Below are 25073 nucleotides of genomic sequence, written 5' to 3'. Positions count from 1 at the left end.
GGTCGGCGGCCGGCGGCGCGTTCGCCGCCGCGGCCGGCGCGGAGCCGGCGCTGGCCGAGGTGCGCCGCCGGCTCGAGGTTGACACCATCGACCGGGCCGTGCTGAGGGCGGCGCTGGCCGAGGCACACACCCTGGCCGAGGGCTACCAGTCGGTCTGCTGGCAGGGCGCGACCCCGCAGGAGTACGTCGCGGACGTCGCCTACCTGGACGGCCGGCTGCTCATGGACGCGCCCATGGGAGACGTGCAGTGGGAGCCGGAGCGGGTGGACGCCGAGCGGGTCCGGGGCACCGATCGGGCACTGGAGGCCCGGGGCCGGCGGCGCTATCACCTCGGGGTACGGCACGAGGCGTCCGGCCGGCTGGTCGCCTGGACCCTGCTGGACGTGGGCGCGTCCGCCGACTGGCACGCGTTCCAGCAGATCACCATCGTCGACCCGGACCACCGCGGGCACCGCCTCGGCCTGCTCGCGAAGATCGAGAACCTGCACCACCTGCTCACCCACGAGCCGGCGGTGCGCGTGATCGACACCTTCAACGCGGCCAGCAACAGCTACATGGTGGCGATCAACGAGCGGCTCGGCTTCCGCCCGGTGGACTCCTGGAACAACTGGCAGCTCACCCTCTGATCTTGGCGGTCACCCGTCCGGCCGGTCCAACTGCCCGGCCAGCTCGCGGACCGCAGCCTGGAAGTCCTCGTCCGGGATGAACCGGTGCCCGTGCAACGGGGGCGGCACGGTGTCGGTCGGCGGGATGAGCAGACCCTTGGGATCCCGTACCCGGCGGTCGACCCGGGCCGCCGGATCGTCGGGCGTGACCTTCGTCGGACCGAACACCGGCCCGCCCACCGGGTCGGTGTACCGCCAGAGGTTGATCCACCGCCACGACAACCGGTCGCCCAGCTCCCGCAACACCTCGTCGTTGACGTACGCCGGGAAGATCCTGCGGTACCGCTTCCTCAGTGGGGAGGCGTAGGTGAGCAGCGCGATCCGCCGCTGGCAGTCGTCCGGGAGTTGGAGCACCGTCACCGCGATCAGCACGCTGCCGTGGCTCTGGCCGGACAGCACCACGCCCTCCCCTGCGGCGGTGAGCTGCCCGATTCGGCGGGTCAGCTCGGGGACCGCCCGCTCGACGTAGCAGGGCGGGGCGAGCGGGTGCGTGGCGCGCGGCCAGAAGGTGGCCAGGTCCCAGAGCACCCCGACCAGCCGGATCGCGTCGGACCGGTAGGCGAACAGTCCCATCCCGGCGAGGATCAGGGCGAACAGGCCGATCAGCAGGGCGCCGAGGTCGGTCACGAAGACCACCGGACGGGCCAACGGCTCGCCACCGAGCGAAAGAGCGAGCGCACCCGGTCCGAGGCCGATCGCCGACAGCCCGGCCGCGGTCAGGGTGAGCACCGCCAGCACGCCGTACGCGGAGGCCAACAGCGGCCCGAGTCGATCCACCAGCGAGGCGTGCGCGATCGCGTCCCGGACGGCCCTGGGCCGTTCCGGTGGCACCTGGGACGCTTCCGGGTAGTCCGCCCGGACCAGCTCCTCGGCCGCCCGGCGGCGGCGGTCCCGGCCGATCCGGGGGGCGAGCAGAGCCACCACGATCACCACCAGCACTGCCAGGGAGAAGCCCAGGGTGACCCACCGGTAGGCGACCGGCGGTTCCAGCGGTGGTGCGTCGGGCGGCAGCGGCCGGGCCGGCGTCGGGCTGGAACCACGGTCCAGGTACTCGGCGAGTCCGTAGGTCATGCCCGAGGAGTAAGCGACTCCCAGCCCGATCGCGACGGATATGAGCACGGGCGCCCCCGCCCCGGTGAGCAGGTAGCGCGGCCGCGACAGGTGACGGCGCTGCACCAGGACGACCACGCTCAACACGGCGAGCAGCACCATCTGCCCGGCGAAGAGCCCGGCGACCAGCACGCCGTACCCGGGCAGCGTCCCCTCGGCCGACCACGGCGGCCGGGGCGACAACGCGTACCCCAGGGTCAGTGCGGTGAGCGCGACCGCCACCCACCGGATCGTCGACGCGACGACCTGGTCCTGCTCGCGGCGCTGCTCGATGCCCGGCAGGCAGAGCAGCACCGCCGCGCCGCCGAGCAGCAGCACGTCCGCGGCCAGCAGCAGCCAACCGGGCAGGGCGCCGTCGTGCGGAGCGAGCGCCAGCAGCAGCGTGACGTCGAGCGTGCCCAGCGCCACCGCGGTGTGCAATGAGCGCAGCCGACGCAGCAGCGAGCGAGTGTCCCAGAAGGCGGGCGTGTCCAGCCGGTCCGCGCCCACCCCGGGCACCCGGACGCTGTCCTCGGGGAGCTGCCAGGTCCGGGCACCGAGCCGCCAGACCACGGCGATCGCGATGATCGGCAGCGCGGCCAGCAATGCGAGGCGCTGGCCCGGCGGCACGCCACCCAGCCAGGAGATCTCCCGGCGCCCCTCCAGGCACCTCGGGTAGGCCGCGCACTGCCAGGCGATCAGGTCGAGGGACACCCCGACGGTGGAGAGCACGTACATCGCGGTCATCGTCGCGGCCAGCAGACGACACACCGCTCGCGCGGCGGTGCCGCTCTGGCCGGGGACCGGCAGCGTCCAGGCCGCGATGTTGCTGAGCATGAACGGGAGCAGCAGGACCAGGGAGAAGGTCCGTCTCGCGGTGCCGCCGCCGGTCAACCGACTCCAGCGGTACGCCTCCAGCGTCGCCCCGCCCGGGTCCGCCGGATCGCCGAAGCCGGGCCGGGGTCGGTAGAAGCCCGCGTCGTCGTCCCCGGCGACCCGTACCACGATGGGTCGGTCGAGGATCGTCTCCGGACCCTTGTCGGCCACCCCGTGTACCCGGATCTCGGTGATCCCCACCCATCGCCCTTTCCTGGCCCGAGCACGGCGGATACCCGCTGCCGTCCGGACCAATCCCGACCTCCGCGCGGCCTGCTGCGCTGTCGGGCATTGGCGCTTCTGCTCCCGGACACGGCTGCGGCATGATGGCGGGCATGACGGAGACCCCGCATCCCCTGTACGACAGGCACGCCGACACCCTCAACCGTGCGCTGACCGCGATCACGGAGCGGGGCTACTGGTCCGCCTATCCCGAGTCCCCCAGCCCTCGCGTGTACGGCGAGACCGCCGCCGCCGACGGTAAGGCCGCCTTCGAGGCGTACCTGGGTGGCGACTTCCCGCTCGACCAGCCGGGCGCTGGCGACCGGGTCGCCACCGAGGCGAGCCCGTTCGGGGTGGAGCTGGCGGTGCGCTACCCGCACGCCGGCACCGACGAGCTGGTCGCCGCCGCCACCGCCGCGCTGCCGGCCTGGCGCGACGCCGGCCCGCAGGCTCGGGTGGGCGTCTGCCTGGAGATCCTCGACCGGCTGCACAAGCACATCTTCGAACTGGCCAACGCGGTGCAGTTCACCAGCGGGCAGGCGTTCGTGATGGCCTTCCAGGCCGGTGGCGCGCACGCGCTGGACCGGGCGCTGGAGGCACTGGCGTACGCGTACGCCGAGATGACCCGGCACCCGGGGACGGCCGGCTGGGAGAAGGCCGCCGGCAAGGGCGACCCGCTGCGGATGACCAAGACGTTCCACGTGGTGCCGCGTGGGGTGGCGCTGGTGATCGGCTGCAACACCTTCCCGACCTGGAACTCGTACCCGGGGCTGTTCGCCTCGTTGGTCACCGGCAACCCGGTGATCGTCAAGCCGCACCCGCGCGCGGTGCTGCCGCTGGCCATCACCGTGAAGTACGCCCGGGAGGTGCTCGCCGAGGCGGGCTTCGACCCGAATCTGATCATGCTGGCCGCCGAGGCGCCCGGCGAGAAGCTCGCCAGCGACCTGGCCCTGCACCGGTCCGTGAAGATCGTCGACTTCACCGGCTCCACCGAGTACGGCGACTGGCTGGAGACGCACGCCCGGCAGGCGGCGGTCTACACCGAGAAGGCCGGGCTGAACACGGTGGTGATCGACTCCACCGACGACTTCGCCGGGATGTGCCGCAACCTCGGCTTCACGCTGACCCTGTACAGCGGCCAGATGTGCACCACCTCACAGAACATCTTCATCCCCGCCGGTGGCATCGAGACCGACCAGGGGCACAAGAGCTTCGACGAGGTGGCCGGCGGGATCGCCGCGGCGGTCGGCAAGCTGACCGCCGACCCAGCCCGGGGTGTGGAGCTGACCGGCGCCATCGTCAACGACGGGGTGCTGGAGCGGCTGGCCGAGGTGACCAAGGTCGGCGAGCCGGTGCTGGAGTCCCGGGCCGTGGCGCACCCGGCGTACGCCGACGCGGTGGTGCGTACCCCGACCATCGTGAAGCTGGCCGCGGACGACGCGGAGACCTACGGCCGCGAGTGGTTCGGGCCGATCTCGTTCGCCATCGCCACCGAGTCCACCGCGCACAGCCTGGAGCTGCTGCGCCGGACGGTCGGCGAGAAGGGCGCGTTGACCGCGGGTGTCTACTCCAGCGACGAAGCGGTGCTGGACGCGACCGAGGCGGTGGCGGTCGAGGTCGGGGTGCACCTGTCCTGCAACCTGACCGGCGGGGTCTTCGTGAACCAGTCGGCGGCCTTCTCCGACTTCCACGGCAGCGGCGCCAACGCGGCGGCCAACTCGGCGCTGACCGACGGGGCGTACGTGGCGAATCGGTTCCGGATCGTGCAGTCGCGTCGGCACGTTTGATCTTTGCTTTGGTTGCGGTTGGGGTTTCCGGGGCAGCCCGCCCCGCTCCGGGCGGTCAGGCTTGATCCCTGCGCGGGGCGGGCTGCCCCGGAAACCCTTTCGGGGCACGCTGGTCGGGAGGCCGCCCGGCCGTGGGTGGGGTGGGTCTTAGTCGGGTCTTGCCTTTTTGATGGTCTTTTGGTTTTGGTTTAGGCGGGTTTGCGCATCTGGAGTTCGGTGAGTGCGGGGATGGTGGGGTGCGGGACGCGCACGCCGGTGTCGACGAAGCCGAGTCGTTGGTACGCCCGGTAGGCCCGGTCGTTGCCGACCACCACCTCCAGCATCAGCTCGGGCCGCCCGCACGACCGTGACCAGGCCGCCACCGCGTCGACCAGTTCGGCGAGCAGTCCACCGCCCCGCCAGGCGGGGGTCACGTAGACCGCGTAGATGACGGTGAGGCCGGTTTCGGTCGGGGTGGCCGTGCCTCCGGCGTGCCCGACCAGCCGGCCGCCCGGGTCGGCGACGAACTGCGCGGTGTCGGACCCGATCGAGGTGTACGCGACCCGGGCGGCGTAGTCGGCGTGCGGTCGGGCCGCCGCGTCGGCCAGGGTCTCCAGGAAGGCCAGCGGCGCGTCGGCGAGCATCTCCAGGCGCAGCGCCCGCATCCGTGCGGCGTCCGCCGGCAGGACCCGGCGAATCTTCGCCTGCCGTGGGGCGGCCCCGCGCGGATAGGTGGTCATGCCCGCATGCCTATCACAGCGTCGGGCGGCGACTCCGGCCGCGCCCGCCGCCGTCGGCCACCTTCGAACGGCCCGGTCACCGGGCGCCGCGCGCTGGACGCCCCGGACCGTTGTTCCGACATCCCGCTGCGCGGTCCACGCGCCCGGCGTCGCCCGTTCACGTCGCCTGCGGCAATCACCGGCGTGAATCTGGGTGATCGGAAACCGGGGCCGAGGGAACGGGGCCGGGGCGATCGGAATATGCCCGATTTGTGGTCGTGCGCGGCCGTCACTCCTCGTGTAGCGTGCGATTTCGGTCACCGTTTCAGCGGCCGTCATCGATCGCCGGAACGGTGGCCCGGAGGCGCCCGGCCCTGCCGCGCGCCGGGGCAGGCAACGCCGCGCAGAGTGAGGAAGTGCACCGTGGCACAGGGCACCGTTAAATGGTTCAACTCCGAAAAGGGCTACGGCTTCATCGCCGTCGACGGCGGTCAGGACGTGTTCGTCCACTTCTCCGCGATTGAGATGGACGGCTACAAGGCGCTGGACGACGGCCAGCGGGTGGAGTTCGACATCGCGCAGGGCCAGAAGGGCCCGCAGGCGGAGCGGGTGCGCGTCATCGCCTGAGTGGGCCGACGCCGGCTCGTCCCGGAGGGCCGGGGCTGCGTCACGCGGCCGGACCCTGGAAGATCGTGAACCATTCCAGCCGTTGCTGAGGAGGGTTCATGTCCGACCAGCCGCCCCCGGCCTCCCCACCCCCGGGTCAGCCCGACCCGTCCGGCCCGCACCCGGCCGCGTCAAGTCCTCCCGCTGGTGACCCGACCGCGCCATCCCCCTGGGGCCCGCCGCCGGGTGCCCCTCCCGGCTGGGATCCGAGCGTGCCGCCCGCCTGGGGGCCGCCACCGGGCGCGCCTCCGCAGGGTTGGGTGTTCCCGCCCACCGGCGGCTACCCGGTCGGCGCCGGGCCGTACGGCGGGCAGCCCTGGTACCCGGGACCCCCGGCCTCCGGGTGGTATCCGCCGGGCCTCGATCCGGCGGACCGGCTGGTCACCCCACCGGGGGCCGGGCTGGGCGCCTGGTTCGACCGGTGCGTCGGCGCGGTCCGGCGTGGCTGGCGACTGCTGCTGCCCATCCTGCTGCTCACGCAGGTGCTGCCGGCGGCGGTGCTGTCGGTGCTCTCGCTCGGGCTGGACCCGACCGCGAAGTGGGAGACGACCGCCGTCGAGGAGTCGACCTCCCTGCCGGACACCTTCTTCACCGACCTGGCGACCATGTTCCTGGTGCTCATCGGCGGCAGCCTGCTGATCGGGTTGGTGCAGGCCGTGGGCTGGGCGGCCGGCACCTGGGTGATCACCCGTCAGGCGGTCGGTGAGCCGGTCAGCCTGGGGGAGGCGCTGCGCTACGGCCTGCGCCGCGCGCTCGGGCTCTGGGGCTGGACGCTGCTGATCGGCGTGATCGTCGGCCTGGGCGTCTGCTTCTGCGTCCTCCCCGGCATCTATCTCGCCTTCGCGCTCAGCATGGCCGGGCCGGTCTATCTCTTCGAGCGGGAGAACCCGATCGGCCGGTCGTTCCGGATGTTCCACGACCGGCTGGGGCTGCTGCTGGGTCGGGTGGCGCTGGTGGCGGCGGCGCTGATCGTCGGCACTGTGGTCGCCGGCGTGCTGGAGGGGGTCGGCAGCGCCCCGTTCGGGGCCGACCCACTCGCCACCCCGGGTTCCGCGATCGGCGTGGTGCTGGTGATCGCCGTCGGCGCGGTGCTGGCCCTCCCCGTCCATCTCGCGCAACTGGTGGGGCTGCTGGTGACGTACGCCGAGCAGCGGGCCCATGAGGGGCCGGTGAACGGCGCCGGACTAGCCGCGGAACTCCGTTGACCGAGGCGTTCGTGCTTGCACTCGGCAGGGGAGAGTGCTAAACAAGTCATTGGCACTCGCATACCGTGAGTGCCAATGGTCGGGACGGTGGGGCCAGGGTCGCGCCGGCGCGGAGACGCCGGGGTGACACATGGCCGGTCGTCGCGGGCTATCCGGCCCGGCCGAAGGACGTCGTCGTCGCCAGGTGGCGACGTCCCAAGGTGCGTACACCAGGCGGCCCACCCGGGGCACACATCTCGGGTGGCCCGTGAGTGTCCAGGAGGACAACGCCGTATGGCCAAGATGATCGCGTTCGACGAAGAGGCGCGCCGCGGCCTCGAGCGGGGCATGAACCAGCTCGCCGACGCCGTAAAGGTGACCCTCGGCCCCAAGGGCCGCAACGTCGTGCTCGAGAAGAAGTGGGGTGCCCCCACCATCACCAACGATGGTGTGAGCATCGCCAAGGAGATCGAGCTCGAGGACCCGTACGAGAAGATCGGCGCTGAGCTGGTCAAGGAGGTCGCCAAGAAGACCGACGACGTTGCCGGTGACGGCACGACGACGGCGACCGTCCTGGCCCAGGCCCTGGTTCGCGAGGGCCTGCGCAACGTGGCCGCCGGCGCCAACCCGATGGCCCTGAAGCGGGGCATCGAGGCTGCGGTCGCGAGCGTCTCGGAGGAGCTGTCCAAGCTCGCCAAGGACGTCGAGACCAAGGAGCAGATCGCTTCCACCGCCTCCATCTCCGCTGGCGACAGCACCGTCGGCGAGATCATCGCCGAGGCGATGGACAAGGTCGGCAAGGAAGGCGTCATCACCGTCGAGGAGAGCAACACCTTCGGGCTGGAGCTGGAGCTCACCGAGGGTATGCGCTTCGACAAGGGCTACATCTCGGCCTACTTCATGACCGACCCGGAGCGCATGGAGGCCGTCTTCGACGACCCCTACCTCCTGATCGTCAACAGCAAGATCTCGTCGGTCAAGGACCTGCTCCCGATCCTCGAGAAGGTCATGCAGTCGGGCAAGCCGCTGCTGATCATCTCCGAGGACATCGAGGGCGAGGCCCTGGCCACCCTGGTCGTCAACAAGGTCCGGGGCACCTTCAAGTCCGTCGCCGTCAAGGCTCCGGGCTTCGGTGACCGCCGCAAGGCCATGCTCGCCGACATCGCCATCCTCACCGGTGGCCAGGTCATCAGCGAGGAGGTCGGCCTCAAGCTGGACGCCGTCGGCCTCGACATGCTGGGCCGCGCCCGCAAGGTCGTGGTGACCAAGGACGAGACCACCATCGTCGACGGTGCCGGCGACGCCGACCAGATCCAGGGTCGGGTCAACCAGATCCGGGCCGAGATCGACAAGAGCGACTCCGACTACGACCGTGAGAAGCTGCAGGAGCGGCTGGCCAAGCTGGCCGGTGGCGTTGCGGTGATCAAGGTCGGCGCGGCCACCGAGGTCGAGCTCAAGGAGCGCAAGCACCGCATCGAGGACGCCGTTCGCAACGCGAAGGCCGCCGTCGAGGAGGGCATCGTCCCGGGTGGTGGCGTCGCGCTGGTGCAGGCCGGCAAGACCGCCTTCGACAAGCTGGACCTGGTCGGCGACGAGGCGACCGGTGCCAACATCGTCAAGGTCGCGCTGGACGCCCCGCTGCGGCAGATCGCCGTCAACGCCGGCCTCGAGGGCGGCGTTGTGGTGGAGAAGGTCCGTAACATCGAAGCGGGTCACGGCCTCAACGCCGCCAACGGCGAGTACGTGGACCTGCTGGCCGCGGGCATCATCGACCCGGCCAAGGTGACCCGGTCGGCGCTGCAGAACGCCGCTTCCATCGCGGCGCTCTTCCTCACCACCGAGGCCGTCGTCGCGGACAAGCCGGAGAAGACCCCGGCTGCCCCGGCTGGCCCGGGTGGCGGGGACATGGACTTCTGAGTCCAGATCCGACACCGAACGGGGCGGGCCGCTGACGCGGTCCGCCCCGTTCGTCGTCAGGTGGGTAGCGGGCGCTGGTTGCGCCGCTTCTGCGCCCGGTCGTACGGCGGGGGCAGTTGGATCGGCGCGTCCACCATCTCCTGCGACTCCTCGGCCACCGGCTCGCCGTTGGTGGTCATCTCGGCCAACTGCTCGGCGTCGCCGTAGTCGAGCCGGTCGAGCGGCAGTTGGCCGGGGAGTTCGCCGACCGGTTTCCAGGTGACCTGCGGGCCGTCCTCGGTCTGGTCGTCATCCGTGGTCATGGCTGCCTCCTCTACCGAAACGGTAGGGGGCGTCGATGCCCGACGCGGGCGAATGGCACTATCTGAGTCTATATCCCATTCGCCCTTATTTGGCGTTCAGCGTCCGCCGGTACAGGAAGAAGACCCGCTCGATCCGGGCGCCGGCGCTGCCGGAGTAGAACGGCACCGGCCCCACCCAGCCGATCTGCGCCTGGTCCAGCCCCGCTTCCCGCTGATCGCGCAGGCAGCGACGCAGCAGCACCCCGCCGATGCCCGAACCCTCGGCGGCCGGCGCGGTACCCATCGGCCCGAACCAGCTCGGCCGAGACGAGCCGTAGGCGGCGAAGCCGAGCAGCTCGCCCGCCCGCTCCGCCACGTGGCATCCGGCGCCGTCGCGACCCACCGACCCGGCCAACTCGCCGTCCCACGCGCCGCCGAAGGTGGACCGGGCGAACGCCGCCAGCGCCGGAAGGTCCTCCGGCTCTGCCCGGCGTACCGTGATCCCCTGCCCGGCCAGCCGCCGCTCGGCCGCCTCGGTGGACCGCAACGCCGGCGACCCGTCGTACGACAGGTCGGCGGTCATGTTCCAGGCGGTCCGGTCCTGCTGGTAGCCGAGCGCCAGGGCGGTGCAGACCGCCGGCGTGTAACGCACGTCGATGCCCGGCCAGGCGTAGTACGGCGGGTTCCCGGCCAGCAGCACCTCGGTCACCCCGTGCTCGGCGAGCACCCGTTCGGCCCGCCCGAGCAGCGCCCGGCCGACGCCCCGACGACGCTGGTCCGGGAGCACCGCGACCAGGTCCACGTGCCCGAGAGCCGGGTCGGCCGACGACACCGAACAGAGCAGTACTCCGACCAGGTCCGCACCCCGGTACGCGCCCAGCCCCACCACCAGCCGGTCGGCGGCGGCCCGCGGCCAGAGCGCGTCCACGATGGCGGCCGCCTCGACGGCGTCCTCGGGCAGATCGAGCGCCTGCTCGCAGAGCCGCACCGCGGCGCGGGCCAGGTCAGGGGTCAGCTCGGTGACGGTGATCTCGGCGTCCATGGTCGCCGACCCTAGATCACCGGGTGTTGGTTCGTGCTCCCGCCCGTCCTCAACGCTGGGCGGCTTGGACGGCGGCGTACGCGTCGACCTGCCCGGCCCCCGTGACGTTCGCCGGTCCGCCGCAGGCGTCGGCCGGGTTGCGGGAGCGGTAGGTCGGCACGGCCGGCGTCGCGGTGTCCCGCAGGATCTGCCGGGTTCGGGCCAGGTCGCCGACCAGCTCCGGGTTGGCCGACCACATCAGCGCGACCACCCCGGCCACCTGCGGGGTCGCCATCGAGGTGCCGTCCAGTTTGGCGTACCCGCCACCCGGCATGGCCGACACCACGCCCACGCCGGGCGCCAGCACGTCCGGCTTGCCCGGACCGCCCGGCACCGGCCCACGCGAGGAGAACTCGGCCACCCGCCGCTGTGCGTCCACCGCGCCCACGGTCAGCACGTCCGGATACGGCGCAGGCGGGTCGTCGATCGACGCGCACCACGGCCCGGTGTTGCCGGCGGCGGCGACCACGAAGATCCCCGCGGCGTCCAGCGCGGCGGTGGCCGGCCGCAGCACGTTCCGGTCGCAGCCCTCGATGGGCGGGCAGCCCCACGAGTTGGTCAGCACCTGCGGGGCGCGCTCCGGCCGGCCGTCGGTGAACGGGTCGCCGCCGGCGGGGAAGGGCGCCAGCATGAACTGGAGGCAGTCCAGGTAGTGCCCGGGGCTGCCCAGGTTGCGGTCCAGGTTGACGCAGCCCACCCACTGCGCGTCCGGCGCCACCCCGATGCCGTCCCGCCCGACCGCGCTGCCCACCGTGTGCGTGCCGTGCCCGCCCTGGTCGGTCGGGGTGCGGGTGCCGTCCCACGGGTCGTACCAGGAGTCGTCCCCGCCGCGGAACCCCGCCCGCAGCGCCGGGTGGGCGCCGTCCACGCCCGAGTCCGAGCTGCCCACCACCATGCCCGCGCCGGTCACGCCGAGCTGCGACCAGACCCGGTCGGCGCCGAGTTGGCGGATGTTCCACTCCGGGCCGGTGGGCGCGGCCGCGGTGCCCCGGTTCTGCCCGGCCGGGGCCGGCAGGGGCCGCAGTCGCTGGCTGACCAGCACCCGGGCCACCTCCGGACGGCGTGCGAGCCAGGCCCGCACCGCCGGACCGCCGTCCACCTCGACCGCGTTCACCAGGTAGTACGGCACCGGATCGAGCCGCAGCCGGCTCAGCTCCCGGCGCAGGTCGGTCTGGCTACGGTCGGCGGTCGTCACGAGCCGCCGGTAGACCTCCGCCGCGCGGGCGTCCCGTCCGGCCCGGCCCGGAGCGCCCGCTGGCAGGCCGGTCAGGTCGGCCTGCTCGCGCAGCACCACGAGCAACCGCTCGCCGTGCAGGCCGGGCTGACCGGGCCCGAGGTCGACCACGCCCACCGCGACCAGCAGCACCGCCGCGGTGAGCGCGGCGACCCGGCGACTCGGGGTGCGGGCCGCGCGCCGGGCCAGCAGCACCGCGTACCCGATGGCGACCAGGGCCGCGACGGCCAGGCCGGCGCCGGCGGTGGCCGCCACCCAGAACGGCACATCGCGGGTGCCGACCAGCAGCAGGGTGATCTCTTCCGGGTCGGTGAAGGCCAGCGGGCCGAGCGTGGCCAGACCCACCAGCCAGCCGGTCGCGGCCCGACCGGCGCGTACGGCGTCCATCGCTTGGTCGGGCGCGTGCGTCGCGCCGTCGGCGGCCGAACGCCAGGCCGCGGCCCACAGGGCGGCCAGCGCGAAACCCACCGGCGGCAGGGTCAGCAGCGCGGGTAGCTGTGCACCGGACTGGCCGGCGCCGGCGGCGAGCAGCAGCAGCGCCACCCCGGCCACCAGGCCGCCGACCAGCACCAACCGCGCCGGCCGGGGCGGCTGGCCGACCGCGAACCGGGACCAGAAGGGAGCGTCCAGCAGCGTCGCGGCGAGCACCCCGAGCGTGGCGGCAGCCAGCACGGCGAGCGCGGTCTCCAGCAGCCCGCCGAGCGCGCCCAGCCAGGCCCAGGGCAGCAGCAGCGCGAGCCCGGCGGCGACCGCGAGCAGGGGCACCGGGCGGGTCGTCGCGCGGGTCCCCGACCGGGCCGGCCCGGCGGAGGCCGACCGACGTGCCGACCAGCGCAGGACGAGCGCGGTGAGCGCCGCCGTGCCGGCGAGGGCGGCCAGGTACGCCTCGTGGTGCACCGGCGGTACGACCCGCGGCAGCGTGAGCACCCCGAGCGCGAGCGCCGCAGCCAGCCACGCCCGCCCGGTGGCCCGGACCGCGGCCGACCGGGGCAGCAGGGCCAGCAGCAGCGCCGGCGTGCCCACCAGCACGACGGTGGCCAGGCCCAGCACCGGCCAGAGCCAGCCCACCCGGTCCCGCCCGAAGCCCAGCAGCACCTGGTCGGTGAGCCAGCCACCCGCCTGGGTGGCCACGGTCACCGCCACCGTCCAGCCGCCGGCCAGCACGGCCGCTACCACCGGCCACGGGTTGGGCCGGCGTGGTGGCGACGGCTGGTGGGGCGGTGGTTGACCAGCGGGTGACGAAGAGCCGACCTGCATGACTCGCACAGTACGGGGCGGGCGGCGCATGCCGACACGCTGGCGCGGCGGTTACGGTGGACAGGTGCGTGACCCCAACATCTCCCGCTCCGTCGCCGGGCAGCTCTCGCCGGTGCGCCGGGCCGCCGACCTGCGCCGACTCCGCGCGGAGCGCTTCGACGTGCTGGTCATCGGGGGTGGGGTGACCGGTGCCGGCGCCGCCCTGGATGCGGCGTCCCGGGGCCTGAAGGTGGCCCTGGTCGAGGCGCGCGACCTCGCCGCGGGCACCTCCAGCCGGTCCAGCAAGCTCATCCACGGCGGCCTGCGCTATCTGGAGCAGTTGGAGTTCCACCTGGTCCACGAGGCGCTCACCGAGCGGGGCCTGCTGGCCACCCGGCTCGCGCCGCACCTGGTCCGCCCGGTGCCGTTCCTGGTGCCGCTGCCGGCCGGTAACGGCCTGCGGGGTCTGCCCGCCCGCATCTTCCGCCGCTCGTACTACGGCGCCGGCGTGGCCACCTACGACGCCTTCGCCGGAGTCTTCGGCGGTGGCCGGGGTATGCCGCTGCACCGGCACCTGACCCGGGAGGGGGCCCGGCGGATCTTCCCGAGCCTGCGGGCCGACGCGCTGGCCGGGGCGATCCGCTACTACGACGGGCAGGTCGACGACGCCCGGCTCGTGGTCACCCTGGCCCGCACCGCGGCCAGCCTCGGCGCCACGGTGGTGAGCAGCACCCGTGCGGTCGGGCTGATCCGGCAGGCGCGCGAGGTGACCGGCGTCCGGGTCCGCGACCTGGAGGCGCCGGCCGGCTCCCCGGACGCCGAGTTCGAGGTGCAGGCCCGGACCGTCATCGCCGCCACCGGCGTGTGGAGCGACGACATGTCCCGGATGCTCAACGACGTGGGCCTGCGGCCCGGCATCCGGGTGCGCGCCTCCAAGGGGGTGCACCTGGTGGTGCCCCGCTCGGCGATCACCGGCGAGACCGGGCTCATCCTGCGCACGGCGAGTTCGGTGCTCTTCGTCATCCCGTGGGGCGGGCACTGGATCATCGGCACGACGGACACCGACTGGCGGCTGGACCGGTCCCACCCGGCGGCGTCGGCCCGCGACATCGACTACCTGTTGGAGCAGGTCAACGTCGTGCTGGACCGGCCACTGACCACGGCCGACATCGAGGGCGTCTACGCCGGGCTGCGGCCGCTGCTGGCCGGTGAGGCCGACTCCACCTCGAAGCTCTCCCGGGAGCACGCGGTCTTCGAGCCGATGCTCGGGCTGCTGCTGGTGGCCGGCGGCAAGTACACGACGTACCGGGTCATGGCCTCCGATGTGGTGGACCGGGCCGCCCGCCGGCTGGGCGGCACCCGCCCGTCGCGCACCGCCGACCTGCCGCTGCTCGGCGCGGACGGTTACCCGGCCATGTGGCGGGATCGGGCCGACCTGGCCCGGCGGCACGGTGTGCCGGTGGGTGTGGTGGAGCACCTGCTGGAGCGGTACGGCACTCTCACCCTGGATCTGCTCGCGCTGATCGACGCGGATCCACTGCTCGCCTCCCCGCTGGCCGGCGCGCCGGAGTACCTGGCCGCGGAGGTCGCCTACGCGGCGCGGGCCGAGGGCGCGCTGCACCTGGAGGACGTGCTGACCCGGCGGACGCGGATCTCCTTCGAGACCAGCCACCGGGGGCTGGAGTCGGCGGAGCACACCGCCGAGCTGATGGGCGCGGTGCTCGGGTGGGACGCCGCCACCCGGGCCTGCGAGGTCGAGCACTACCGCGCCCGGGTGGAGGCGGAACGGCAGTCTCAGCAGATGCCGGACGACGCCGCGGCGGACGCGGTCCGGCTGGGCGCCCCGGATGTACGGGGTTACGCGGCGGACCGGGGTGGCGACGACGATCAGGCCGAGTTGCGTCCGTCCGCTCGGTGACGAAAAATAACGTTACCGAAGGGTAACCATCGATACCGGCCCGGATGGTGGTTTCGGCTGCTATCTAGGGTGGGGTAGGTTTCCGCGCGTGCTTTCCCGCGCGCGCTCCCGCCTGCTCATTCCTCTCCTCGCCACGGCGCTCGCCGGTGCGCTCGCCGGGTGTTCTCTGTTCGACCGCGACACCGGCGGCACACCGACTGCGCAACCGCCGGTCGGCACGGCGGCCGGCGGGCCGGTGCCGGAGATCCCGACGACGGTCGCCGCGGGTCAGGTCAGCCTTTTGCAGCGGCTCGGTGCGGACGGCCCGATACGCACGCTGAGCGTCGAGCGGGACGGCACGTGGCAGTGCCTCGACTGCGCCGGTGACGGCGTCACCTCCCGGGGCCGGCTCGCCCCGGAGCAGACCGAACGGCTCCAGGTGCTGCTGGCCGACCCGAAGCTGGCGAACGAGACCGATCAGGTCCGGCAGTACCGGGTCACCTGCATTGACGCGCTGACCTCCAGCCTGCTCACCTCCGCCGGGCTGATCACCTCGCAGGACTGCCCGGGCGAGGAACGCCCGCCGGTCGCCGGGGAGATCCTGCTGCTGCTCACCCAGGCGACCCCGGCCGAGGTCAAGGGCTGACCCCGGCCGAGGTCAGGTCAGTCAGAGCACCTTGCCGGGGTTGAGCAGACCGGCCGGATCCAGCGCCGACTTGATCGCCTGGTGCACCCGGACCCCGACCGGGCCGATCTCCTGGGCCAGCCAGTCCCGCTTGAGCAGCCCCACCCCGTGCTCACCGGTGCAGGTGCCACCCAGGGCCAGGCCGAGCCGCATGATCTCGTCGAACGCCCGCCGACCCCGCTCCACGCTCGCCGGGTCGGCGCGGTCCACCACGATGTTCGGGTGCATGTTGCCGTCCCCGGCGTGGCCCACCACGCCGATCGGCACCTCGCACTCCGCCGCGATCCGGGCCACCCCGTCCAGCAGCGCGGCGAGCGAACCGCGCGGCACCGCCACGTCGTCGATCACCAGACCGCCGTTGCCACCCGGGTACGCGTCGGCGGCGAACTTCTCCATCGCCGGGTGGGCGAGCCGCCGGGCCTGCAGCAGCGCCGCCGCCTCCACCGCGTCGGTGGCCGCGTAGACCTCGTCGGCCCCGGCCGCCTCGCACACCTCGGCCAGGCCGGCCAGGTCGTCGGCGGCCCGGCTGCCGGTGTCCGCGGCGGCCAGCAGCAGGGCCTGCGCGTCCGTCCGCAGCCCCATCGGCTGGTACGCCTCGATGGCCCGCAGGTGGGTCTGGTCGAGCAGTTCCAGCAGGCTGGGAGTGAGCCCCCGGGCGGCGATCGCGGCCACCGCCGCGCCGGCCGCCGCGGTGGACGGGAAGACCGCCACCAGGGTCAGCGAGTCGGCCGGTGCGGGCCTGAGCGCCACGGTCACCTCGGTGATCACCCCGAGGGTGCCTTCCGAACCGACGAAGAGCCGGGTCAGGTCGTAGCCGGCCACTCCCTTGGCGGTACGCCGGCCGGTGCGCAGCACCTCGCCGGAGGCGAGCACCACCTCCAGGCCGAGCACGTACTCGGTGGTCACGCCGTACTTGACGCAGCACATGCCGCCGGCGTTGGTGGCCACGTTGCCGCCGATGGTGGACGACTCCCAGGAACCGGGGTCCGGCGGGTACCAGAGCCCCTGCTTGCCGACCGCCGCGGCCAATGTCGCGTTGACCACCCCGGGCTGGACCACCGCGATCCGGCTCACCGGGTCGATCTCCCGGATCTCGTCCATCGCGACCGTGCTCAGCACCACCGCGCCGTCCACCGCGTTCGCCGCGCCGGCCAGCCCGGTCCGCGCGCCCTGCGGCACCACCGGTACGCCGTGCCGCGCCGCCGCCCGCATCACCGCGACCACCTGCTCGGTGTCGCGGGGGCGGGTCACCACGAGCGGGGTGCCGGCGGCGCAGAGGTCGGCCTCGTCCCGCTCGTGCATGCGCAGCAGGTCCGGGTCGGTGAGCACGACGCTCTCGCCCAGCGCGGCGCGCAGCTCGTCGATGAGTGCAGTGGGGGCCATGCAGCTGAGGCTAGGTCGCCCGCCGCCGATCATCAACATGATCGTCTGCGCGGGCTAGCTTGGGCACCATGCTCTACCTGGACCGGCCTGCCTGGCCGTGGCGCGGTCGGCTCTGGTCACATCTGATCAGCGACCTCTCGTACGCCGAGTTGCACGCCTTCGCCGAGGCGCTGGGCGCGGCCCGACGCGGTTTCGACCGCGACCACTACGACATCCCGGCCGACCGGTTCGCGGCGGCGGTGTGGCTCGGGGCCCGGGTGGTGTCGAGCCGGGAGCTGGTGCGGCTGCTCCGCGACGCCGGCCTGCGTCGCCCGAAGCACCTGGTCAACCCGCGCCCTCCGGCGGCCCGATGAGCGTGGCCAGCTCGCGGCGCAGGTTTGCCCGGGCCGGCTGCTCCCACCGGCTCGACAGCGGCGGCAGCCGGAACAGCGCGGGCAGCGCCAGCAGCCCGCTGAGCACCCCGGCCCGTCCGGCCCGGAAAGCCGGCTCCGGCACGTGTGCGTACTCCTGCCGGACGGCGGCGGCGTAGCGGTCGTACGCGGCCGGCGGCGCGGCCAGCACGGCGAGGTCCGCGTCGCAGAGCAGGGCGCCGTCCCGGTCACCTGGCGCCACCGCGTGCCCGGCGGTGAGCAGCACCAGCCGGCGCACCTGGGCCACCGCGGGCGCCGGCACGCCGAGCGCGCTGAGCACGCTCCCGGCCAGCGTGGCGCTGTCCCGTTCATTGGCGTCGCCGGCGGCCCGCGGGTCGTAGACCGCGTCGTGGCACCAGGCAGCCAGCCGGACCAGGTCGGCCCGGTCGGCCAGCCCGGCGTGCCGGTCCACCACGTCGAGCACGGCGGTCAGGTGGCCCACCGTGTGGTAGTGCCGGTGCGGCTCCCGCCAGCGGGCGAGCAGCTGCTCCCCGGCCCGCGTCGAGCCCGCGCCGGGTTTCGCTCCGGCGCCCCGGGCCGCCGCCCGCCACCGGTCCAGCAGATCGGCCACCGCCCGAGTCTGCCGCATCCTCCCGCCACGTGCGGAGCGGGAGGATTCAGTAGGCCTGCCTCGGGTAGTCGCGCCCATGGCCGTGGCCCGGGACAAACGACCTCCGTTGGTGCGGCGCACCCCGCTGCGTGAAGGGCTGGTGGACGTCGACGGCGCGCGGATCGCCGAGGCCACCGAGGAGCTGCGGCACCGTGGCCGGGCCACCCTGCACGACCGGCTGCACCGGGTGCGGATGGCCGGCGGGCTGGCCGTGCAGGCCGGGCTCGCCGCCGGGCTGGCGTACTTCATCTCGCACCGGGTGCTCGGCAACCCGCAGCCGGTCTTCGCGCCGATCTCCGCGGTCGGCACCCTGGCCGCGTCGGTCGGGCAGCGGTTTCGCCGGACCGTGGAGCTGATCGTCGGGGTGGGGATCGGGGTGGCCATCGGCGACTTCCTCATCTACCTGCTCGGCACCGGGGCGTGGCAGCTCGGCCTGGTGGTCACGGTGGCGATCCTGCTCACCATCTTCGCCGGGGCCAGCGTGGCCATCGTCATCCAGGCGGCCGCCACGGCGGTGCTGATCGTCACGCTGAGCCCGTCGACCCAGAACCTGGAGATTCCGCGCTTCGTCGACGCGTTCCTCGGCGGTGGGGTCGCGCTGCTGGTGACGGCGGTGCTGCTGCCGCTGAACCCGCTCCGGGTGATCAACCGCGCCGCCCGGCCGGCGCTGGACCTGCTCGCCGCCCAGCTCGACGCCACCGCCGACGGGCTGCGCAACCAGGACCGCGCCACGGTCCAGCAGGCCCTGGAGCGGTTGCGGAACAACAAGGAGGAGCTGGCCACGTTGGCCGAGGCGATCGAGGGGGCGAAGGAGACCGCCACCCTGTCCCCGGCCCGCTGGCACCGGCGCGACGAGCTGACCCACTACGCGGAGGCGGCGGATCCGATCGACCGGGCGATGCGAAACACCGGCACGTTGATCCGCCGGTCCGTCACGCTGATCGAGGACGAGGAACCGGTGCCGGATCCGATGCCCGACGCGATGAACCACCTCGCCGAGTCGGTCCGGTTGCTCAAGCACGAGTTCGCCGTGGGCGAGGAGCCACAGAAGGCCCGGGAGAGGTCACTGCGGGCGGTCAGCGAGGCCGGTCGGGCGTACGGCGCCGGGGTCGGCTTCTCGGGCAGCGTGGTGATCGCCCAGATCCGCACCACGGCGAGTGACCTGCTGGTGGCCTCCGGAATCGAGCAGGAGGAGGCGAACCGGTGCATCCGCACCGCCTTCGGGGAGCAGGAGCGGCCGATCGGTGAACCGGCCGAGCCGGGCGAGAAGCCGAAACCGCCCACCGCCCCACCGGTCGGCTGACCGCACCGCCGGCCGGCCCGGCTCACGCCACCGGCCGGCCCGGCTCAGCCCAGCGTGGCGAGGGCGGCGAGCAGCCGGTCCACCTGGGCGGGCGTGCTGCCCAGGCCGATGCTGGCGCGCAGCGCGGTGGGCGGCAGATCCCGCCGGCCGGTGCGCCCCGCCGCCTCGGTGAGCAGCCGCCGCGCCAGCGGGTGGGCGCAGAACAGCCCGTCCCGTACGCCGATCCGGTGGTCCGCGGCCAGCCGCGCGGCCACCTCGGCCGAGTCCCACCCGGCGACCACGAACGAGACGATGCCGACGCGGGGCGCGTCCGGGCCGAAGGTGCGCAGCTCCACCACGTGCGGCAGGGCGGCGATGCCGGTCCGCAGCCGGGTCAGCAACGCCTGCTCGCTGGCGGCCAGCGTCGCCTGGTCCGCCCCGGCCAGCGCCGCGCACACCGCGGCCAGCGCCACCGCACCGAGCAGGTTCGGCGTGCCGCCCTCGTGCCGGGCCGGGCCGGTCGCCCAGGTCACGTCGTGCGTGGCCGGCCCGACGTGGCTGGTGGCGCCGCCGCCGGCCAGGTACGGCGGAGCGGCGTCCAGCCAGTCCGCCCGGCCGACCAGCACGCCCGCGCCGAACGGCGCGTACAGCTTGTGGCCGGAGACGGCCAGGTAGTCCACGTCGAGCGCGAGAAGGTCGACCGGTGCGTGCGGGGCGAGCTGTGCGGCGTCGAGGACGATCCGTGCCCCATGCCGGTGGGCGACCCGGGCGAGCTCGGCGACCGGCCAGCGCTCGCCGGTCACGTTGCTCGCCCCGGTCACCGCGACCAGCACCGGCAGCGCCGGGTTGCTGTCCCGGCGCAGCTCGGCGAGGGCGGCGGCGAGGGCGCGTACCGCCTCGGCGGGCTCGGTGGGCACCGGCAGCCGTACCGAGCCACGCGGCCAGGGCAGCAGGTTGGCGTGGTGCTCTCCGGCGAAGGTGACCACCGTCGTGCCGGCGGGCACCGCCCGCGCCAGCAGGTTCAGCGCATCCGTGGTGTTGCGGGTGAAGATCACGTGGTCGTCGGCGCGGGCGCCGAAGAAGTCGCCCACCGTCTGCCGGGCCCGCTCGTAGGCCAGCGTGCAGCGCCGGGACAGCGCTCCCGCGCCCCGGTGCACGCTCGCGTACCAGGGCAGCAGCTCGGACACCGCGTCGGCGGCGGCCCGCGCACACGGCGCGGTGGCCGCGTAGTCGAGGTTGATCTCGCCCGGTACGCCGAGCACGTCGAGCGGCCGCGACGGGGCCGGCGCGGGCGTGCTGCCGGACCGGGTGGGCAGCGAGGGTACGAGGGTGACGGACACGCCGGAACCTCCGGGGTCAGGGACCCCGGGTGCGATGTCGGGACGGGGTCCGCGCTTGCCCAGCACACCGATCGGGCTGGGCCCGGTCATCACCCGGGGCACCCCACCGCGAACTCGACGAGGGTTGCCGGCCAGCAAGCCGGGGCTTGACGCTGGCGCTCGTGACCTGCCGGCAGCATAGCGGCTGCCGATGGGCCCGGACCAGCCGGCGGCGGATGGCTACGCTGACCGCATGGCCGACACCCCGCCCGGTGCACCCCTGCCGTCGCCGCCCGCGCCCGCAGCCCCGTCCGCCGGCGCGGCGCCCCGGATGCCGCTGCGCCGACTGGGGTGGCGGCGGTTCCTGGTGCTGGCGGGGGTGGTGCTGTTCATCGCGGGGTGCGCGGTGTTCATGGTCTTCACGCTCGGCCAGTCGCTCGGCGTACGGGCGCTGCTGATCGGGGTGGTCGCCGCCATCCTGCCGGTGCCGGTGCTGGTCGCCTGCTTCCTCTGGCTCGACCGATACGAGCCGGAGCCGCTGAAGTACCTGATCTTCTGTTTCGCCTGGGGGGCGTTCGTCTCCACCGCCGCATCGCTCACCGTGAATGAGTTCGCCGCCGCGCGGTTCGCCGACTGGGGGCTGCCGTCCGCGCTCACCGGTGTGCTGGTGGCGCCGTTCATCGAGGAGCTGACCAAGGCCCTCGGCCCGATCCTGCTGCTGGTGTTCCGTCGCCGGGAGTGGTCCGGGATCACCGACGGCCTGGTCTACTGCGGGCTCTCCGCGGTCGGCTTCGCCATGGTGGAGAACATCCTCTACCTGGGCGGGTACGGCTATGCGGCCGGCGCCGACCGGTACGGCCCGGCGACCGGCACTCAACAGGTCATCGCCATCTTCATCGTCCGGATCCTGCTGTTCGGGTTCGCCCATCCGCTGTTCACCTCGATGACCGGTGTGGGGCTCGGTGTCGCGGCCCGTACCGCCGACCGGCGCGTGCGGGTGCTCGCCCCGGTCGCGGGTCTGCTGCTGGCGATGATGCTGCACGGCACCTGGAACCTGCTGCCGACGCTCACCCAGGCCACCGGGGAGGCGGTGATCATGCTGTACGGCTTCCTGGGCCTGATGGTGCCGATCTTCTTCGGCATGGTGGGGCTGGCGGTGTGGCTGCGCGCGTGGGAGGGACGGCTCACCGAGCGCACGTTGCCGGATTACGTGCGCGCCGGCTGGCTGAGCCCACCCGAGGTGGCCGCGCTGAGCAGCCTCGGTCGCCGGCACGCGGCCCGCAGTTGGGCGCGTCGGGTGGCGGGGGACGCCGGGGTGCGGGCGATGCGTGGGTACCAGTTCGCCGCCACCCGGCTGGCCCTGCTGCGCGACGGGTCGCTGCGCGGCCTGGATCGCAAGCCCGCTGACCGGGAACGGACGGCCACCGAGGAGCGGGAGCTGCTGGAGGCGATCAGCGCGTACCGGTCGTTCTTCGTGGGGCGGGACCCGCAGGCCCCGACCGGAGTCTGGGACGGCAGTCGCTACCACCTGCGCTTCCCGGACGGCTCGCAGCGTCCGGTGGCCGCGCCGGAGGAGCCGGTGGTGCCGATCCCGGTGGTGCTGGCCGCGCCGCCGCCTCCGCTGGGGTATGCCCCGCCCGGCTGGTACGGCCCCCCACCGGCGGGGTCCTGGCCGTCCGGTCACCAGTGACGGCTGGCGGCCGGCTCAGGTCATCATGGTGGTGAGGAAGTCGCCGAGCCCCTGGGCCATCGCCACCAGCGCGGCCCCGATCGCCTTGAACATCTGCGCCGCGCCGTCCGGCCGGAACGCCATGAAGTAGATCAGGAACGCGACGCTGCCCCAGGCCAGCAGCTTCTTCACGAATACCGGCATCGTCCCTCCCCAGGGCCACGGTCGCCGGATGGCTTCCCGTAGCGGGGCCCGGCAAACGGCGTGGTGGCCGGGGAGGCGCGTCAGAGGTAGAGGCCGGTGGAGTCGTTCTCGATCCGTTCGGCGGCCACGGCGTGTACGTCCCGCTCCCGCAGCAGCACGTACCCGCGGCCGTGCAGCTCGACCTCGGAGCGGTCGTCCGGGTCGAAGAGCACCCGGTCGCCGGAGACGATGGCGCGGACGTTCGGCCCCACCCCGACGGCGGTGGCCCAGGCGAGGCGCTTGCCGACCGCGGCGGTCGCCGGGATGACGATGCCGGCGGTGGAGCGGCGCTCGCCCTCGCTGCCTTCCATCCGCACCAGCACGCGGTCGTGCAGGAGGCGGATCGGCAGGCCGGCGTCGAGATCCTGGTCGGCGGTCACGCCGCAGACGCTACCGTGTCGCCGACGGCCGGCCCGACGGTGGTTACGCCCGAGGCGACCGGGGCAATGTGTGGCGGAACTACCCTATGGTGTCGGGAGCGGACGTAAGCTGTCCGGCCTGTCGTTGTGGGCCGACCGGTTCTCTGCCAGGAGGTGCGCTTGAGCCGCTTCGAGCGGGTACGCGGGCGGCTCCGCCGCGCCTACCAGTCGGGACGGGAGTCGGTTCGCGGCGATCGGAGCGCGTCGAGCGACCGCGCGGAGCCTCGGGTGGCGTCCCCCGCCGTGCCCGGGCCGGCCGCGCCGCCGTCGGCCACGGTCGTCGGCGCGGAACCCCCGACGGACGTGCACAGCTCGACCGCCAGCCGCGACGACGCGGACGTCCCGCACGGGCTGCGGATCGCCGCCGCCTGGTGCTGGCGGCTGATCGTGATCGGGCTGGTGGCCTGGGCGCTGCTCCGGATCGTCGGCACCATCAAGATAGTGATCATCCCGCTGGCCATCGCCCTGCTGCTCTCGGCGTTGCTCGCACCGGCGGTGGGCTGGCTGCTGCGGGCGCGGCTGCCCCGGTCGCTGGCGACGGCGGTGGTGCTGGTCGGCGGCCTGGCGGGAGTGATCGGCACGCTGACCCTGGTGGTCAACGAGTTCATCAAGGGGGCGCCGGAGCTGAGCGAGAAGTCCTCGCAGGGCGTCCGGCAGATCCAGAACTGGCTGAAGACAGGTCCGCTGCACCTCTCCGACACCCAGCTCAACCGCTACATCGACGAGGCGCAGGATTGGATCAACTCCAACACCTCGGATCTCACCAGCGGGGCGCTGAGCACCGCGGCGACGCTGGCCGAGGTGCTGACCGGCACGCTGCTGGTGCTCTTCGCGACGTTCTTCTTCCTGCGCGACGGCAACCGGATCTGGCGCTTCCTGGTCCGGCTGCTGCCGGTGGCCGCCCGCTGGAAGGTCGATGACGCCGGCCGCGCCTCCTGGCACACGCTCGGCGCCTACGTCCGGGCGACCGTGCTGGTGGCCTTCATCGACGCGGTGGGCATCGGCATCTTCCTGGTCATCTTCGACGTCCCGTTCGCCTTCCCGCTGGCCGCGCTGGTCTTCCTCGGCGCGTTCATCCCGATCGTCGGCGCGGCGCTCTCCGGTGGCGTGGCGGTGCTGGTGGCGCTCGTCGACAGCGGCCCGGTCACCGCGTTGATCATCCTGGGCGCGGTGATCGGCGTGCAGCAGGTGGAGGGGCACGTCCTCCAGCCGCTGATCATGGGCCGGGCGGTGGCCATCCACCCGCTCGCGGTGATCATCGGTATCGCCGCCGGGGTGGTGCTCGCCGGGATCACCGGTGCGCTGGTGTCCGTGCCGCTGATCGCGGTGCTGAACACCGCGATCCGCCGGCTGGCCGCCCGGACGGTCCCGGACACCCCGCCCGACGCCGTCGTCGTCGCCGCGCAGGCTCCCTGACGCGGCGCGGGCGGTCAGGAGCCGGCGAGACGTTGCAGCGCGCCGCGGGCCACCTCAGGACGGGTCGTGTACCAGAACGGCGGCAGCGAGCGACGCAGGAACGGCCCGTAGCCGCGGGCGGTCTCCAACCGGGAGTCGAGCACCGCGACCACCCCCCGGTCACCGGTCGCCCGGATCAATCGACCCACCCCCTGCGCCAGCCGGACCGCCGCGATCGGCACGCTGACCGCCGCGAAACCCGAGCCGCCGCCCGCGTCCACGGCTGCCGCGCGCGCCGCCGCCAGCGGCTCGTCCGGCCGCGGAAAGGGCAGCCGGTCGATGACCACGAGCTGACAGGCGTCGCCCGGCACGTCCACCCCCTGCCAGAGCGACATCACCCCGAACAGGCAGCTGGAACGCTCCTCGCGGAACCGGCGGACCAGCAGCGGCAGCGCCTCCTCGCCCTGCAGCAGCACCGGCAGGTCGGTCCGCGCGCGCAGCAGCTCCGCCGCCTGCTGCGCGGCCCGCCGGGAGGAGAAGAGCCCGAGAGTACGACCACCGAGCGCCTCGACCAGCGCGAGCAGCTCCTCCCCGGCCGCCTCGGGAAGCCCGGAGACGCTGGGCCGGGGCAGGTGCGAAGCGACGTACAGGATGCCCTGCCGGGCGTAGTCGAACGGCGACCCCACATCCAGCGACCGCCAGCCCGGACCCTCCGTCGCCGGCACGACGGCGCCGGGTGCGGCGTCTCCGGCCAGCCGGCGGCCGGGCGTCTCGGCCGCCGGACGGCCCGGGCCGGGGCGGGCGGCCAGCGCGGCGGCGAGCGCC

At 73.7% G+C, this 25073-nt stretch carries 21 protein-coding genes, 1 pseudogene and 1 riboswitch; of the genes and pseudogenes, 11 read left to right on the top strand and 11 right to left on the bottom strand.

Annotation, left to right across the window (positions count from 1 at the left end; translation table 11 throughout):
• Positions 1-626 (top strand): annotated as a pseudogene (locus ACWD6N_RS33375) (GNAT family N-acetyltransferase); the annotation flags it as partial.
• Between the two features lie 9 nt (positions 627-635).
• On the opposite strand, the gene ACWD6N_RS33370 reads toward ACWD6N_RS33375, so the two are convergent.
• The gene (locus ACWD6N_RS33370) at positions 636-2831 is read right to left on the bottom strand and encodes a hypothetical protein (RefSeq protein ID WP_387324393.1); all 2196 of its coding nucleotides are present in this window, start codon (positions 2829-2831) and stop codon (positions 636-638) included.
• A gap of 134 nt (positions 2832-2965) precedes the next feature.
• Here ACWD6N_RS33370 and paaN point away from each other — a divergent pair, with 134 nt between their 5' ends.
• A complete protein-coding gene (paaN, locus tag ACWD6N_RS33365) occupies positions 2966-4639 on the top strand; it encodes a phenylacetic acid degradation protein PaaN (protein WP_354963544.1) in 1674 nt (557 codons plus the stop codon).
• Between the two features lie 188 nt (positions 4640-4827).
• Here the strand turns inward: paaN and ACWD6N_RS33360 are convergent, their stop codons facing one another.
• Positions 4828-5358: a GNAT family N-acetyltransferase gene (locus ACWD6N_RS33360; RefSeq protein ID WP_354963545.1), complete on the bottom strand. Its 531-nt coding sequence runs from the start codon at positions 5356-5358 to the stop codon at positions 4828-4830.
• A gap of 402 nt (positions 5359-5760) precedes the next feature.
• On the opposite strand from ACWD6N_RS33360, the gene ACWD6N_RS33355 reads away from it, so the two are divergent.
• From ACWD6N_RS33355 to groL, 3 genes are all read left to right on the top strand, one after another.
• Positions 5761-5964 carry a cold-shock protein gene (locus tag ACWD6N_RS33355; RefSeq protein WP_089018748.1) on the top strand — a complete coding sequence of 68 codons (204 nt, stop codon included), beginning with the start codon at positions 5761-5763 and terminating at the stop codon, positions 5962-5964.
• Positions 5965-6215: 251 nt separating this feature from the next.
• Entirely contained in the window at positions 6216-7208 is a 993-nt protein-coding gene (locus tag ACWD6N_RS33350) for a hypothetical protein (RefSeq protein WP_354963546.1), read from the top strand.
• Between the two features lie 273 nt (positions 7209-7481).
• Positions 7482-9104, top strand: coding sequence for a chaperonin GroEL (groL, locus tag ACWD6N_RS33345; RefSeq protein WP_354963547.1), 1623 nt, complete (start codon positions 7482-7484; stop codon positions 9102-9104).
• 56 nt (positions 9105-9160) lie between these two features.
• Here groL and ACWD6N_RS33340 read toward each other — a convergent pair whose 3' ends face one another.
• The 3 genes from ACWD6N_RS33340 to ACWD6N_RS33330 all read right to left on the bottom strand — a co-directional run bounded on the left by ACWD6N_RS33340 (position 9161) and on the right by ACWD6N_RS33330 (position 12957).
• On the bottom strand, positions 9161-9406 hold the full coding sequence (locus tag ACWD6N_RS33340; RefSeq protein ID WP_354963548.1) for a hypothetical protein: 246 nt from the start codon (positions 9404-9406) through the stop codon (positions 9161-9163).
• 85 nt (positions 9407-9491) lie between these two features.
• Complete coding sequence (locus ACWD6N_RS33335; protein WP_354963549.1) at positions 9492-10427, bottom strand: GNAT family N-acetyltransferase; 936 nt, start codon at positions 10425-10427, stop codon at positions 9492-9494.
• Between the two features lie 49 nt (positions 10428-10476).
• The gene (locus tag ACWD6N_RS33330; RefSeq protein WP_354963550.1) at positions 10477-12957 is read right to left on the bottom strand and encodes a S8 family serine peptidase; all 2481 of its coding nucleotides are present in this window, start codon (positions 12955-12957) and stop codon (positions 10477-10479) included.
• A 79-nt stretch (positions 12958-13036) separates the two neighbouring features.
• Between ACWD6N_RS33330 and ACWD6N_RS33325 the strand changes: the two genes are divergently transcribed.
• Both ACWD6N_RS33325 and ACWD6N_RS33320 read left to right on the top strand, forming a co-directional pair.
• Positions 13037-14854, top strand: a complete 1818-nt coding sequence (locus ACWD6N_RS33325) for a glycerol-3-phosphate dehydrogenase/oxidase (protein WP_354963666.1) — start codon at positions 13037-13039, stop codon at positions 14852-14854.
• A gap of 88 nt (positions 14855-14942) precedes the next feature.
• Positions 14943-15479 carry a hypothetical protein gene (locus tag ACWD6N_RS33320; protein WP_354963551.1) on the top strand — a complete coding sequence of 179 codons (537 nt, stop codon included), beginning with the start codon at positions 14943-14945 and terminating at the stop codon, positions 15477-15479.
• A gap of 21 nt (positions 15480-15500) precedes the next feature.
• On the opposite strand, the gene ACWD6N_RS33315 is transcribed toward ACWD6N_RS33320, so the two are convergent.
• The gene (locus ACWD6N_RS33315) at positions 15501-16901 is read right to left on the bottom strand and encodes an FAD-binding oxidoreductase (protein ID WP_354963552.1); all 1401 of its coding nucleotides are present in this window, start codon (positions 16899-16901) and stop codon (positions 15501-15503) included.
• Between the two features lie 68 nt (positions 16902-16969).
• Here ACWD6N_RS33315 and ACWD6N_RS33310 point away from each other — a divergent pair, with 68 nt between their 5' ends.
• Complete coding sequence (locus ACWD6N_RS33310; RefSeq protein ID WP_387324400.1) at positions 16970-17254, top strand: DUF4031 domain-containing protein; 285 nt, start codon at positions 16970-16972, stop codon at positions 17252-17254.
• On the opposite strand, the gene ACWD6N_RS33305 is transcribed toward ACWD6N_RS33310, so the two are convergent.
• Positions 17226-17882 carry an HD domain-containing protein gene (locus ACWD6N_RS33305; protein WP_354963554.1) on the bottom strand — a complete coding sequence of 219 codons (657 nt, stop codon included), beginning with the start codon at positions 17880-17882 and terminating at the stop codon, positions 17226-17228. The two genes, ACWD6N_RS33310 and ACWD6N_RS33305, sit on opposite strands and share 29 nt — an antisense overlap.
• Before the next feature lie 139 nt (positions 17883-18021).
• Here ACWD6N_RS33305 and ACWD6N_RS33300 point away from each other — a divergent pair, with 139 nt between their 5' ends.
• The gene (locus ACWD6N_RS33300; RefSeq protein WP_354963667.1) at positions 18022-19224 is read left to right on the top strand and encodes an FUSC family protein; all 1203 of its coding nucleotides are present in this window, start codon (positions 18022-18024) and stop codon (positions 19222-19224) included.
• 44 nt (positions 19225-19268) lie between these two features.
• On the opposite strand, the gene ACWD6N_RS33295 is transcribed toward ACWD6N_RS33300, so the two are convergent.
• Positions 19269-20519 carry an aminotransferase class V-fold PLP-dependent enzyme gene (locus ACWD6N_RS33295; RefSeq protein ID WP_387324639.1) on the bottom strand — a complete coding sequence of 417 codons (1251 nt, stop codon included), beginning with the start codon at positions 20517-20519 and terminating at the stop codon, positions 19269-19271.
• Between the two features lie 70 nt (positions 20520-20589).
• Positions 20590-20710, bottom strand: a riboswitch (SAM riboswitch).
• A 23-nt stretch (positions 20711-20733) separates the two neighbouring features.
• Between ACWD6N_RS33295 and ACWD6N_RS33290 the strand changes: the two genes are divergently transcribed.
• On the top strand, positions 20734-22212 hold the full coding sequence (locus tag ACWD6N_RS33290) for a PrsW family intramembrane metalloprotease (protein WP_387324404.1): 1479 nt from the start codon (positions 20734-20736) through the stop codon (positions 22210-22212).
• Positions 22213-22227: 15 nt separating this feature from the next.
• Here ACWD6N_RS33290 and ACWD6N_RS33285 read toward each other — a convergent pair whose 3' ends face one another.
• A complete protein-coding gene (locus tag ACWD6N_RS33285) occupies positions 22228-22395 on the bottom strand; it encodes a hypothetical protein (protein ID WP_354963556.1) in 168 nt (55 codons plus the stop codon).
• An 80-nt stretch (positions 22396-22475) separates the two neighbouring features.
• Complete coding sequence (locus ACWD6N_RS33280; protein WP_089018760.1) at positions 22476-22814, bottom strand: GroES family chaperonin; 339 nt, start codon at positions 22812-22814, stop codon at positions 22476-22478.
• A gap of 159 nt (positions 22815-22973) precedes the next feature.
• Here ACWD6N_RS33280 and ACWD6N_RS33275 point away from each other — a divergent pair, with 159 nt between their 5' ends.
• The gene (locus ACWD6N_RS33275; RefSeq protein ID WP_449939961.1) at positions 22974-24269 is read left to right on the top strand and encodes an AI-2E family transporter; all 1296 of its coding nucleotides are present in this window, start codon (positions 22974-22976) and stop codon (positions 24267-24269) included.
• Positions 24270-24283: 14 nt separating this feature from the next.
• Here ACWD6N_RS33275 and ACWD6N_RS33270 read toward each other — a convergent pair.
• Positions 24284-25073 (bottom strand): ATP-dependent DNA helicase (locus tag ACWD6N_RS33270; RefSeq protein WP_450006036.1); only part of this gene is annotated, 790 nt, incomplete at its 5' end.

Source organism: Micromonospora sp. NPDC005163, assembly GCF_053599835.1.
This window is presented reverse-complemented; position numbering and strand designations above follow the sequence as displayed.

What these genes read in the sequence shown, in the direction of transcription:
- paaN (WP_354963544.1), top strand. Translation starts at nt 2,966, where the DNA reads ATGACGGAGACCCCGCATCCCCTGTACGACAGGCACGCCGACACCCTC.
- ACWD6N_RS33360 (WP_354963545.1), bottom strand. Translation starts at nt 5,358, where the DNA reads ATGACCACCTATCCGCGCGGGGCCGCCCCACGGCAGGCGAAGATTCGC.
- groL (WP_354963547.1), top strand. Translation starts at nt 7,482, where the DNA reads ATGGCCAAGATGATCGCGTTCGACGAAGAGGCGCGCCGCGGCCTCGAG.
- ACWD6N_RS33340 (WP_354963548.1), bottom strand. Translation starts at nt 9,406, where the DNA reads ATGACCACGGATGACGACCAGACCGAGGACGGCCCGCAGGTCACCTGG.
- ACWD6N_RS33335 (WP_354963549.1), bottom strand. Translation starts at nt 10,427, where the DNA reads ATGGACGCCGAGATCACCGTCACCGAGCTGACCCCTGACCTGGCCCGC.
- ACWD6N_RS33330 (WP_354963550.1), bottom strand. Translation starts at nt 12,957, where the DNA reads ATGCAGGTCGGCTCTTCGTCACCCGCTGGTCAACCACCGCCCCACCAG.
- ACWD6N_RS33315 (WP_354963552.1), bottom strand. Translation starts at nt 16,901, where the DNA reads ATGGCCCCCACTGCACTCATCGACGAGCTGCGCGCCGCGCTGGGCGAG.
- ACWD6N_RS33310 (WP_387324400.1), top strand. Translation starts at nt 16,970, where the DNA reads ATGCTCTACCTGGACCGGCCTGCCTGGCCGTGGCGCGGTCGGCTCTGG.
- ACWD6N_RS33290 (WP_387324404.1), top strand. Translation starts at nt 20,734, where the DNA reads ATGGGCCCGGACCAGCCGGCGGCGGATGGCTACGCTGACCGCATGGCC.
- ACWD6N_RS33285 (WP_354963556.1), bottom strand. Translation starts at nt 22,395, where the DNA reads ATGCCGGTATTCGTGAAGAAGCTGCTGGCCTGGGGCAGCGTCGCGTTC.